This window comes from Actinoplanes sp. NPDC048791, assembly GCF_040650095.1.
In the GTDB taxonomy this organism is placed as follows: domain Bacteria; phylum Actinomycetota; class Actinomycetes; order Mycobacteriales; family Micromonosporaceae; genus Actinoplanes.
Genome location: NZ_JBEZGQ010000188.1, coordinates 1 through 11,223, shown reverse-complemented (window position 1 = coordinate 11,223; position 11,223 = coordinate 1). Strand labels below are relative to the sequence as shown.

At 71.1% G+C, this 11,223-nt stretch carries 13 protein-coding genes and 1 tRNA gene; 9 read left to right on the top strand and 5 right to left on the bottom strand.

All coding sequences use genetic code 11. The features are described 5' to 3' along the window. Nucleotides 1-194 precede the first annotated feature (194 nt). On the top strand, nucleotides 195-620 hold the full coding sequence (locus tag AB0C29_RS16430; RefSeq protein WP_360820944.1) for a cupin domain-containing protein: 426 nt from the start codon (nucleotides 195-197) through the stop codon (nucleotides 618-620). Here the strand turns inward: AB0C29_RS16430 and AB0C29_RS16425 are convergent. Continuing rightward, entirely contained in the window at nucleotides 617-1,369 is a 753-nt protein-coding gene (locus tag AB0C29_RS16425; RefSeq protein WP_360820943.1) for an SDR family NAD(P)-dependent oxidoreductase, read from the bottom strand. The genes AB0C29_RS16430 and AB0C29_RS16425 overlap by 4 nt on opposite strands. 100 nt (nucleotides 1,370-1,469) lie before the next feature. Between AB0C29_RS16425 and AB0C29_RS16420 the strand changes: the two genes are divergently transcribed. Beyond that, nucleotides 1,470-1,835: a helix-turn-helix domain-containing protein gene (locus AB0C29_RS16420; RefSeq protein WP_360820941.1), complete on the top strand. Its 366-nt coding sequence runs from the start codon at nucleotides 1,470-1,472 to the stop codon at nucleotides 1,833-1,835. Between the two features lie 33 nt (nucleotides 1,836-1,868). Further along, nucleotides 1,869-2,294 carry an NUDIX hydrolase gene (locus AB0C29_RS16415; RefSeq protein WP_360820940.1) on the top strand — a complete coding sequence of 142 codons (426 nt, stop codon included), beginning with the start codon at nucleotides 1,869-1,871 and terminating at the stop codon, nucleotides 2,292-2,294. 122 nt (nucleotides 2,295-2,416) lie between these two features. Here the strand turns inward: AB0C29_RS16415 and AB0C29_RS16410 are convergent. Both AB0C29_RS16410 and AB0C29_RS16405 read right to left on the bottom strand, forming a co-directional pair. Next, a tRNA-OTHER gene (locus AB0C29_RS16410) sits at nucleotides 2,417-2,547 on the bottom strand. A gap of 44 nt (nucleotides 2,548-2,591) precedes the next feature. Then, nucleotides 2,592-3,266 (bottom strand): hypothetical protein, encoded by a 675-nt coding sequence (locus tag AB0C29_RS16405; RefSeq protein WP_360820938.1) that lies wholly within the window; start codon nucleotides 3,264-3,266, stop codon nucleotides 2,592-2,594. Nucleotides 3,267-3,356: 90 nt separating this feature from the next. On the opposite strand from AB0C29_RS16405, the gene AB0C29_RS16400 reads away from it, so the two are divergent. The 5 genes from AB0C29_RS16400 (at nucleotide 3,357) to AB0C29_RS16380 (ending at nucleotide 9,328) form a co-directional block, all read left to right on the top strand. Next, complete coding sequence (locus AB0C29_RS16400) at nucleotides 3,357-4,274, top strand: hypothetical protein (RefSeq protein ID WP_360820936.1); 918 nt, start codon at nucleotides 3,357-3,359, stop codon at nucleotides 4,272-4,274. Between the two features lie 159 nt (nucleotides 4,275-4,433). After that, nucleotides 4,434-5,117 carry an ABC transporter ATP-binding protein gene (locus tag AB0C29_RS16395; protein WP_360820934.1) on the top strand — a complete coding sequence of 228 codons (684 nt, stop codon included), beginning with the start codon at nucleotides 4,434-4,436 and terminating at the stop codon, nucleotides 5,115-5,117. Then, the gene (locus tag AB0C29_RS16390; RefSeq protein ID WP_360820932.1) at nucleotides 5,114-7,393 is read left to right on the top strand and encodes an FtsX-like permease family protein; all 2,280 of its coding nucleotides are present in this window, start codon (nucleotides 5,114-5,116) and stop codon (nucleotides 7,391-7,393) included. The genes AB0C29_RS16395 and AB0C29_RS16390 overlap by 4 nt, the downstream gene beginning before the upstream one ends. Further along, nucleotides 7,386-8,612 carry a sensor histidine kinase gene (locus AB0C29_RS16385; RefSeq protein ID WP_360820930.1) on the top strand — a complete coding sequence of 409 codons (1,227 nt, stop codon included), beginning with the start codon at nucleotides 7,386-7,388 and terminating at the stop codon, nucleotides 8,610-8,612. The genes AB0C29_RS16390 and AB0C29_RS16385 overlap by 8 nt, the downstream gene beginning before the upstream one ends. Next, nucleotides 8,609-9,328 carry a response regulator transcription factor gene (locus tag AB0C29_RS16380; protein ID WP_360820928.1) on the top strand — a complete coding sequence of 240 codons (720 nt, stop codon included), beginning with the start codon at nucleotides 8,609-8,611 and terminating at the stop codon, nucleotides 9,326-9,328. The genes AB0C29_RS16385 and AB0C29_RS16380 overlap by 4 nt, the downstream gene beginning before the upstream one ends. Here AB0C29_RS16380 and AB0C29_RS16375 read toward each other — a convergent pair. Beyond that, complete coding sequence (locus AB0C29_RS16375) at nucleotides 9,279-9,761, bottom strand: MarR family transcriptional regulator (RefSeq protein ID WP_360820926.1); 483 nt, start codon at nucleotides 9,759-9,761, stop codon at nucleotides 9,279-9,281. The two genes, AB0C29_RS16380 and AB0C29_RS16375, sit on opposite strands and share 50 nt — an antisense overlap. A 103-nt stretch (nucleotides 9,762-9,864) precedes the next feature. Between AB0C29_RS16375 and AB0C29_RS16370 the strand changes: the two genes are divergently transcribed. Continuing rightward, on the top strand, nucleotides 9,865-10,221 hold the full coding sequence (locus tag AB0C29_RS16370; protein WP_360820924.1) for a nuclear transport factor 2 family protein: 357 nt from the start codon (nucleotides 9,865-9,867) through the stop codon (nucleotides 10,219-10,221). A gap of 25 nt (nucleotides 10,222-10,246) precedes the next feature. Here AB0C29_RS16370 and AB0C29_RS16365 read toward each other — a convergent pair whose 3' ends face one another. Beyond that, nucleotides 10,247-10,945: an SDR family NAD(P)-dependent oxidoreductase gene (locus tag AB0C29_RS16365; protein WP_360820922.1), complete on the bottom strand. Its 699-nt coding sequence runs from the start codon at nucleotides 10,943-10,945 to the stop codon at nucleotides 10,247-10,249. Between the last annotated feature and the right edge of the window lie 278 nt (nucleotides 10,946-11,223).

Below are 11,223 nucleotides of genomic sequence, written 5' to 3'. Positions count from 1 at the left end.
GCCGGGGTGACCAAGAACGGCATAAATGCTCCTCAAGCCGATCTTGGTCACCCCGGCCCCCAACCGTCCACCCGCAGGCGAAAGGCTGAATACAGTGGCCCGAAAGGAGAAGGATGCGATAAACACATCGGATGACAAATCTGACCGTGGTCCAACCAGGAGCCGGACGCAAAGGCGAACTAGGCGACATCGGCGTGCAATTCAAGCTGTGGGGCGAAGACACCGGCGGCGCTCTGGCGATCGTCGAGCACCCGTTCCCGGTAGGCGCGCTGGTTGCACCCCACCTGCACACCCGCGAGGACGAGTACTCAATAGTCACCGAAGGCGAGATCGGCTTCCGCTCAGGCGACCGGGAGGTGGTGCTCGGCCCCGGCGGCTACATCGCCAAACCCCGCGGCGAACTGCACGCGATGTGGAACGCCGGCCCGGTCCCGGCCCGGATGATCGAGATCATCACCCCGGCCGGCTTCGAGCACTTCTTCCGCGAGGTGGCCGAGCTGATCGCGGCCGGACCCGCCGCGGCGGAGGAGGGCGGCGATCTCGCTGAGCGGTACGGCCTGCAGTTCGGCGAGCCGGACTGGCTGCCGGGGATCGTCGAACGGTTCGGCCTGATCACCTAGGCGTGTACAGAGTCGACACCGAGGGCGTTGAAGGTCGCCTCTGAATCGTTCCGGCGCACCGACAACTCCCCGGCAGTGTCGGCGATCGTGTCGGGATCGAGGGTGGGCAGGCCGGCGGCTACGGCCGGGCCGACCGCGGCGACGGCGTGCCGGTGGATGTCGCCGCGTTCGACGAGCCCACCGATGACCAGCGCTCCCGCGTAGACGCCGGTACCGGCCAGGGCGACGTTCACGGTCAGCGCGTACGTGCGCAGCGCCGCCGACGCGACGGCGAGGGCGCCCATGCCCGGCAGCGGAACGACGGCGCCGAGGCCCGCGACATACAGCAGCGTGCCGCTGCGGCGCTCGAGCATGCCGGGTAGCACCATCGCGGTGAGGTCGACGGCGGGACGGACGAAGGTGTGCACGGCTACGGATACGTCGTCCGGCGCCGCTTGCAGGATCGGCGCCGGTCGCGCGGTCGGGTCAGCGGCGCCCGGTCCGTAGTACACGGCGCCGATCGGACCGAGCTGCTCGGTCGTCGTGGTGACGGCGCCGCGTAGCTGGTCGGGCCGGGTGATGTCGGCAGCGACGGCGATGGCGGTGATGCCTTCCTGACGCAGCGAGGCCAGGTAGGACTCGTGCCGGTCCGGGCGGCGCGACAGCAGGGCGACCGGATACCCCTCACGGCCGAACCGCCGGGCGACGGCAAGACCCAGCCCCGGCCCCACGCCGGCGATGAGCATGCTGGACTTCTGTGCTGCGGGCACGTACGCCTCCTCTGTCATGGTGGACAGGTGTCACTGTCGCGGTCCTGTGATCCGTACGAAAGAAGGCACTTGAATGTCTGGTGGGAACATCGCTGTTCCTTTGCTGGTCGAGACGCCCCTGGCCGAGCAGGTGCCGAGCGCGGAATACGCGGCGTGCCCGGTCACCGGGGTCTTTCACCGCCTCGGCGACAAGTGGTCGCTGTTGACCCTGGTGCTCCTCGGCGAGCGACCGCACCGCTTCAACGAACTGCATCAACGGATAGAGGGCGTCAGCCAGCGCATGCTGACCCGAACCTTGCGGGCGCTGGAGGGCGACGGGCTCGTGCGCCGCACGGTCTATCCGACCGTGCCGCCCTCTGTGGAGTACGCGTTGACTACGGCCGGGCAGGCGCTGCTCGGGCCGCTTTCAGAGGTCGCGAACTGGGCGGTCGAGCATCAAGCCGCCGCGGCGACCCTCGTTCGTTGATTGGGCCGGCTCGAGGGGTGGCAGGATGCGCCCGTGTCGATCCCCGCGGAAGAATCGCCGAAGGCCCGCGTCGTTGCAGCGTTGCTGCGGGACGGCAACCGGATCCTGCTGTGTCACCGATCTCCCCACCGCCGCTGGTGTCCCGATGTCTGGGATCTGCCCGGCGGCCACGTGGAGCCCGGAGAACTGCCTGGCGCGGCGCTGACCCGAGAGCTCCACGGGGAACTGGGCATCCACATCGCGACGCCGTCAGGTCCGGCCGCCCACGAAGTTCATGCTGACACGGCGGACATGCAGATCTGGGTGATCGAAGCGTGGACAGGGTCTCCGGTCAACGCCGCGCCGGACGAGCACGATGCCATCGAGTGGTTCACAGCAGACGCACTCGGGGGTTTGGCCTTGGCTCATGAAAGCTATCTCGCGATATTCAGCCGGATCCTTGCCGACCGCCGGGCGTGACCACGACCCAGTACGGCCTCACGAGCGGTTCCATCTGCGAGCCAGAGCCGGGCCACGATGAAGAGCAGCGACGACCGCATCGGCGCTACTTCCCGGGACCTTTCACCACGGGCCGACGGAAGTGGCGGACCGGAGGGGATTTGAACCCCTGGTGGGGCATGGCACGCCAGCGGCCCCACGCGCCTTCGTGCCGGCCGTGCGTGCCCGGCCCTCGACTCTGAGCGCTGCGATAACCCGGCTCTGCCACCGGTCCGGACGCAGTATGCCCGCGACGTCGCGCCCATGGGTTGCGAAGCCCTACAGCAGGTCTAGCAGCGTTTCTATCCGGGCAGCCAGGACAACTTCCATGGCGCCTTCAACGCGGACACTCACCACTGCGCTACCCGGTGGCTTCGCCAGCCGGATCGCCAATGCCGGCGTACCCGATAGCGGGTATTCGAACCAGTCGTCGACCGCCTCGCCGTACTTGTCATCGAGGGCTCCCGTCAGCGCCGCCTCGTCCAGATCGTCGTAGGCGTAGCCGATGTAGCCGCTGATGTGCCGAAGCAACTGCACGACGTGGTCCTCGGCCGCCCATCCCTCGACCTGCCCTACGTCGTCGCCGGGCACCGCGTTCTGCGTGAGTGAACCGGCCGGCATCAGCCGGTCCGATTGCGGGTCGTAGCAGTCGAGTCCATACCCGCCGGCCAGGACAGGAAGGGCGCTGATGCCTTCCCAGCCGTAGCGCAGGGTCAGGACGGCGAAGCGATCCGCCAGATCGGTGCGGCCCCATGGCCGCCGCCCGCCCAGATCGGTATGCCACGGAGCGATCATGTCGGCAAGGTCCGGCCAGCGGCGTAGCAGTTCGGCCCGGAAATCCAGAACCCGGCTGTCCGGCAACAGACGGCCGGCCTTCTCGTCCGCGAGCCGATCAGCCAGCCGACGCGGATTCTTCGTTGCCCCGGACGGCCAGAAGTAAAGGTCATGGCTCACGACCCGCAGGGTAGCGCCCGTATCAGGGCAGGGTGAGAACCCCTTGAGTCCGGTGCTGCGTCGCCGATGAGGTGGGTGTCGGAGGTGACGATGACTGGTACGACAAGGGTGCTGACGAGGTTCCGTACGCCGGTTGCTCTCGCCTCCCTGGCGATCGTGCTCGCCGCACTCGGATCCGTGCCCGAACCGCCCAGGCCGGCCGACGACGACAGAGCTCTCTACGCACTGTGCCGCAAGACGCTGCACGAACTGCTCGACAAGTACCGCGATGCTGACAACACCTCGTTCGCGATGGTTTGTGATCGGCCTGACGGCACCTTTGTCGATCCGAAGCTGTGGATGCCGGCCGCCACGACCCTCCCGTCCCCGATGCGGGCGATCACCACGGGCCGGCCGGGCTGTGTCACCGGTCCCGGGCGTCCGGTGTTCGAGACGACGCTGCTCGATGTCCGCGACGGGCTGGCCTGGCCAGGGAACCAGATCGTCTACGAGTACGGCCCGCTCGACGGCAGCCGTACCGGCGCCATGTTCGGTTCCCGGTCGCTTGAATTCGGCCCGGGTGAACTGGCGCCGGGCGCAAGCTACCGCTGGCGGGCCCGATTCGACCCGGCCGCGGAGGAAGAGGACTGGTCACCCTGGTGTGAATTCACGGTGTCCGCGGACGCGGTGGATTACCGCGGGCTGGATGACGTCAGCCTGGAGACGTTGAACGAGCTCGGACTGCGTCCCGACCGTAGTTACGCGGTCAGCTTGACCCGCCGCCAGCAGCGCCTGCTGCGCGCCGGCACGAACGTGTCCCGGACCAACGCCCGGATGACGCTGACCGGCCCTCGCTGGACGGACCTTCTGCTCCAGCTGTCCGGATCAGCCTTCCTCGCGGACGAGGCCGCGATCGACGGCGACGACGCCGATCGGTCGCCGCCGGAGAGCGCGGCCTACCGCGCACTGGTCGACGCCATCTCCGTCGAACTGGGCGGCCCCCGGCACCCCGACTTCGGGTTCTCCTAGCGCGATGAGAGCGGCGTGCCGTCCGACTTCAGGAGGACGCGGGCGCCGACGTACGACTCAAGTCGTACGCGAAGTCCATCATCAAGTCGGACGCGCGTCCCCCCGCCCTGCTCCTAGCGTCATGGACGTCCCCGGTCCACGATTCACCAGGAGCTCCCCGTGCCCTCGTCACCCCTGCTCGTCGCCGACGGCGTGAGTAAGTCGTTCGGCATCACCCGGGCTTTGAACGGCGCGTCGCTCCAGGTCCGCCCCGGCGAGGTGCTCGCGCTGACGGGACCGTCCGGCTCCGGCAAGTCCACGCTGCTGCACTGCCTGTCCGGCATCCTCGCCCCGGACTCCGGCCGCGTCAGCTTCGAGGGCCGCGACCTGACCGCCATGGGCGACCGGGAGCGCAGCGCACTGCGGCGGGGCGCGTTCGGGTTCGTCTTCCAGTTCGGCCAGCTGGTGCCCGAGCTCACCTGCCTGGAGAACGTGGCGTTGCCGCTGCGGCTCGCCGGCGTACGGCGGACCCGGGCTGAGCGGCGCGCGGCCGAGCTGCTCGTGCGCCTGGAGGTCGTCGAGGTGGCGGGCAAACGTCCCGGGCAGGCGTCCGGCGGGCAGGGCCAGCGGGTCGCGGTGGCCCGTGCGCTGGTCACCGACCCGCAGGTGATCTTCGCCGATGAGCCGACCGGTGCGCTGGACTCCCGCAACGGTGAGCAGGTCATGCGGTTGCTGGTCGCCGCCGCGAAGGAGCGGGGGAGCGCGGTCGTGCTGGTCACCCATGAGGCGCGGATAGCCTCGTACGCCGATCGCGAAGTCACCTTCCGTGACGGCGCGGCTGTCGTCGCTGAGGGTGTCCGATGAGCGCCGCCTGGCTGCGTGAGCTTGTCCTGGGTGTGCGGCTGAGCGTCTCGGGCGGCCGCTCGGGCTGGCTGCGGCTCGCCCTGATCGCGGCCGGGGTGGGTCTGGGCGTGGGGATGCTGCTCGTGCTGGCCGCCGCGCCGACGGCTGTCGCGGCGCGGGAGCAGCGCCGGGCCGATCGTGCGCTGGGTGCGAGCGTCGAGCAGGCCGGCCCGGGCACGCTGCTGGCGCTGACCACGGAGACGCGGTTCCGGGATGAGCCCGTACGAGGCAGGATCGTGCGCCCGGAGGGCGACCGCGCGCCGGCACCGCCCGGGGTGGCCCGGATGCCGGCGGCGGGGGAGCTGTTCGTCTCCCCGGCGCTCGCCGCCCTCATCGCCGGACCCGGTGGTGAGCTGCTGGCCCAACGGTGGTCCGCGCACGTGGCCGGCACGATCGCGCCGCCGGGACTCTCCGGGCCCGACGAGGTGTACTTCTACGTGGGGTCCGGCACGCTGACCACCGATGACGGGGCGGCGCGCATCGCCTCGTTCGGTGGCGGCAGCCCGCCCACGACCGACCCGACGATCGTGGTGCTGGCGGTCATCGGGGCGGCCATCCTGTTGCTGCCGGTCCTGGTGTTCGTGACGACGGCCGTACGCTTCGGCAGTGAGAGCCGGGAGCGGCAGCTCGCCGCGATCCGGCTCGTCGGCGCCGACAGCAGGATGACGCGCCGCATCGCGACCGGCGACGCGCTGATCGGGGCGGTGCTGGGGCTCGCCGTCGGCGGTCTCGTCTTTCTCGGTCTGCGTCGGGGCGTCGGGGTGCTGCTGCCGGCCGACTTCAGCCCGTACCCGTCGGATCTGCGCCCGGTGCCGGCGCTGCTCGCCGCGATCCTGCTGCTGGTGCCGGCCGGCGCTGTGCTGGTGACCCTGTCGGCGCTGCGGCGGGTGGTCATCGAGCCGCTCGGCGTGGTGCGGCAGAGCGGCGTCCGTCGCCGGCGGCTCTGGTGGCGGCTGATTCCGCCGGGTGCCGGTGTCGCACTGCTGTACCCCCTGCTCGGCGGGTTGCCCGGCGACGTCGGGGCGGGCACCCGGGTGCAGCTCGCCGCGGGCGCGATCCTGCTGCTGACCGGCGTGGTCGTGCTGCTGCCCTGGCTCGTGCAGGCGGTGGTACGGCGCCTCGGCGGCGGCAGCGTCGCGTGGCAGCTCGGCATCCGGCGCCTGCAGCTGGACAGCGACACCGCCGTACGGTTCGTCTCGGGCATCGCGGTGTCGGTCGCCGGCATCATCGCCATCCAGGGCCTGCTCAGCACCTCGATAGCCGCGACCAGCGGGACCCAGCCGCCGGCCGACCGCCTCCAGGCCGTCGTCTACACCAACGGTGCCGACGGCACCGGCTGGCGGGCTGCTCTGGCCGGCACCCCGGGCGTCGAGGCGGTGCGGACCTCCGGATACGGCTACCTGCGCACGGACCCGGACCAGCCAGCCGTGACCGTCCGGGTCGGCGACTGCGACGTGCTCCGGCAGTACGCGCCGCTGCCGTCCTGCGCCGACGGCGACAGCTTCCAGGCCGTGCACCCGGGCTGGGAAAGCCCCACCCTGCCTGCGGGAGCCACCACCCCCGTCTTCGGCACTGACGACGCGGCGCCGCTCTCGCACTGGCAGGTGCCCGCCGGCCTCCCAGCCGTGACGCTCTACACCAGCGAAGCCGCCCCGATGTCGTACCTGGCCACCCCGGCGGCGCTGAAACTCCGGCCCGACCTGCGCGGCATGTTCACCGACGCCTACCTGCTGGGTCTGGACCCGGCCCGTCCGGACGCCATCGAGCAGGTGCGCAACACGATGACCCGCCTGGCCCCGGCCGCACCGCTGCAACTGTTCGGCGACGAGCGGATCGGCAACCAGTTCGCCGGGGCCCGGCAGGTGGCCCAGGGCTGCGCCGTCCTGTTCCTGCTGTTCATCGGCGCGAGCATGCTCGTCGGCGTCACCGAGCAGCTGCGCGAGCGGCGCAGGCTGCTCGCCGTGCTCGCCGCCTTCGGCACCCAGCGGCGGACGCTGTCGGCGTCGTTGCTCTATCAGGTCGCCATCCCTGCTTCCGTCGGACTGCTCCTGGCCGTCCTCATCGGCAGCAGCCTGTCGGCGGTCCTGCTCGCGGCCACGAAGGCCCCCGTCGAGCTGGACTGGCCCGCGATCGCCGCGATGACGGCGACGGTGGCGGCTATGGTCGTGGCCGTCACAGCTGCCGGCCTGCCGCTGCTGTTCCGTCTGCTGAAGGTTCAGGAGTTGCGCAGTGAGTGAGACCCATACGCTGAGCAGCATGGTGTCGCCTGCCCTGACCCGCGGCAGCGGTCTGCTGGGCGACCTGGTGGTGTCCGGCTCGGTGGCCGCCCTGTCCACGTGGTGGTGGCACCAGTACAGGCTGGGCGGCTTGCTCTTCGGCGTGCTGGCCGGGCTGGTGCTGATGTGGCGGCGCCACCGCCCGATCACGGTCCTCGTCCTCGTGGCGGTGCTGACCGCGGTCACGGCGACGATCGAGGTCAACGGCACCAAGCTGCACGACGGCATGCTGCTGATCACGGTCGCCACCGCGATGTACGCGGTCATCGTCCACTCCTCGACGTTGCTCCGGGCCGCGGTGGGCGGGCTCGGCGGCTGGTTGTTCGCGTCGCTGCTGCTGCCACTGCAGAACAACTCCAGCGCCGGGTGGTCGAGGTTCTCGCTCGAGGAGCTCACGCGCGGCTCCGGGATCCTGCTGGGCTACGGGGCCGTGGTGTGGGCGATGGCCCTCAGCGTGCGGTACTTCGGCCAGCTGAATCTGAACACGTCCGAACGCCGGCAGAGCGCGGAGCGGGAACGCCGGCACGTGGCGCAGATCGCCGTCGCGGAGGAACGGGCGCGCATCGCCCGGGAGCTGCACGACATCGTCGCGCACTCGCTGTCGGTGATCATCCTGCAGGCCAACGGGGCCGCGTACGCGTTCGACCACGACCAGCAACGGGCCCGCGAGGCACTGCGGACCATCGGCACGACCGGCAGCGATGCCCTGGAGGAGATCCGGCAGCTAGTGGAGCTGCTCCGGAGCGCCGGCGACAGCCCGCCTGACCGCACCCCGGTCGCCCTGGACCAGATCGAGGCCGTGGTGCAGCGGGCCCGCGACTCCGGCCTGACCGCCGACCTGACCGTGCACGGCACGCCGCCCGAAGTTCCCGGCGGAGTGGCCCTGGCGGTCTACCGGATCGTGCAGGAGTCCCTGACCAACACGTTGAAACACGCCGGCCCGGCGCCGGCCGCCACCGTGATCGTCAGCTACCGGCCGGACGTCATCGACATCGAGGTCACGGATTCCGGCGCCGGCCCCAAAGCCACGAGCCCCGGTGGGCACGGCCTGGTCGGCATGCGCGAGCGGGTTGCCCTGTACGGCGGGACGTTCGAAGCCGGCCCGAAACCGGACGGCGGCTGGCGGGTGCACGCCGGCATCCCGCTCACCGGCGCCGCGGCCCGGGCGGTGGTGGCGTGATCCGGGTCGTGCTCGTCGACGACCAGCACCTGGTCCGGGCCGGATTCCGGATGGTGCTCGACTACCAGAACGACATGACCGTGGTCGGCGAGGCGAGCGACGGCGCCGAGGCGTTGCGCCTGCTGCGCACGACCCCGGCCGATGTCGTCGTGATGGACCTGCGGATGCCCGTGCTGGACGGGGTGACCGCGACCAGGCGGATCTGCGCCGCCGGTCCGCTTCCCCGGGTGCTGGTGCTGACCACGTTCGACACCGACGAGGACGCGTTCGCCGCGCTCCAGGCCGGGGCGAGCGGCTTCCTGCTCAAGAGCGTGCCGCCCGACGACCTGCTGAGCGCGATCCGGGTGGTGGCCGGCGGGGACGCCGTCGTGGCGCCCCGGGTGACCCGGCGGCTGCTGGACCGCTTCGCCGGCCGGCTCGTCGCGAAGGACGCGGCTGCGGCCGGCCTGCCGGAGATGACCGACCGGGAACGTGAGGTACTGCTGCTCGTGGCGCAGGGACTGTCGAACCTCGAGATCGGCGGCCGGTTGCAGGTCGCCGAGGCAACGGTCAAGACCCACATCGGCCGGATCCTGGCCAAGCTGGGCCTGCGCGACCGGGTGCAGGCTGTCGTCTTCGCGTACGAGTCAGGGCTGGTGCGGCCCGGCAGCGATCCCGGGTCCGTGGTCAGTCCGTCGCCGCCGGAAGCGCGAGGTGACGCTGGAGCGTCTCCATGATCTCGGCCAGCGCCTCGAGCTGCGGCACGGTGAGCAGGTCGGCGAAATGCTCCCGGACGGCCCGCGAGTGACCCTTGGCCGCGTTCAGGAAGACGGCGCGACCCTCGTCGGTCAGGTGGACCTCGGCGACGCGGTTGTCGGCGTGATGACGGCCGCGGCGGATCAGGCCGCGGCGTTCCATCCGGGCCAGGTGGTGCGACAGCCGGGACTGCTCCCAACCGATCAGGTCGGCCAGCTCGGTCGAACGGCACGGCCGGTCACCACGCTCGTGCAGGGTCACCAGCACGGGATAGTCGCTGCCGGTGAGCCCGGAGTCCGCCATCAGCAGCTGGTCGAGACGCCGCCGCAGCAGGGGCGTGGTCTCGATGAGCCCGCGCCAGGCCCTCAACTCCACCGGGTCCAGGCTGCCGGCTCCCGCCGCCTCGTCCACCACCGCACGAACCTACCGCAGCCACCCTAGCGATTACATGACACGTCATATACCGTCGGCACCGGTGCGCGCCCGAGCCGGGCGCGCCGGCCGGAAGGAGTGCACGGTGGCGACGATCGAGCAGCTCATGCAGGCGAATCTGCTGGAGGTCTTCAACGAGCGGGACGGCGAGCGCCGCCGGGCCGCGATCGCCCGCACGTACGCTCCCGGCGTGCGCTTCGCCGACCCCGAGGAGACGGTGCAGGGCCACGACGCGCTCGACGCGAAGGCGCAGAAGATCCTGGACGACGCGCCGGGCTTCGTCTTCGTGGCCGACGGCCCGGTGCGCGTCACCCAGGACCTAAGCTACCTCGCGTGGAGCTTCGGTCCCGAGGGCGCCGCCCCCGTCGTCCGGGGCGCCGACATCGCGCTGGTCGCCGACGGCCTGATCACCTCGGTCCACACCCTGCTGCTCACCGACTGAGGTCGCCCGCCGGCGATCCGGTGGGTCAGGACCAGGCGATCTCACCGGTCCGGTCGACGAAGCGCCCGGAACCGTGGCCCGGCCCCTCGGTGGCGAGGCCGACCACGGCGTCGGTCCCCTCGGTGACGGTCTGCGGGCCGGTGTTGCCGTTGAGATCGGTGGCCGTGTAACCCGGGTCGGCCGCGTTGATGCGGATGTCGGTCAGCGACTTGGCGTACTGGGTCGTGAGCATGGTGAGCGCCGCCTTGGAAGCCGTGTACGCGGGCGCGATCGCCTTGGACTCGGGGCGCGACGGATCATGCGTGGCCGCCAGGGAGCCCATCGCGCTGCTGACGTTGACGATGACCGGGTCGGCCGAGCGTCGCAGCAGCGGCAGGAACGCCGTGGTGGTCCGCACCACGCCGACGACGTTGACATCGAGCACGCTCAGGATGTCGGCGCCCGTCAGGCCGCTCGGGTCACCGTGCGCGCCGTGGATACCCGCGTTGTTGATCAACACGTCGACAGCGCCTTCGTGCTTCTCGACATCGGTGGCCGCCGCCGCGACCGACTCGTCATCCGTGACGTCGATCTGCACAAAGCGGGCACCGAGTTCCGCGGCCGCCGCGGTCCCGGCCTTCGCGTCGCGGGCGCCGAGCAGCACGGTGTGGCCGTGGGCGATGAGGCGGCGGGCGGTCTCGTAGCCGAGGCCCTTGTTGGCCCCGGTGATGAAAGTGATCGTCATGCGCCCATGGTTTGCCGGCGCCGCGACGTGCGCCAGGGAAGGCCTGACGGTAGGAAAACGGCTACCACCCCTGGTCGCCGGGCAGCGAGGCACAATCGGTGCCATGACCACTCACGGCACGGAGTTCGGCGCCACCGTGCGCGCCTGGCGCGACCGGCTCACGCCGTCCGCGGTGGGCCAGCCGAGTGGCCGCGCGCGCCGCGCGAGCGGCCGGCGCCGGGTCGAAGTCGCCGTACTCGGAGGGAACTCGGGCGACTGCCGCGTGGGCGTGGTAGAGG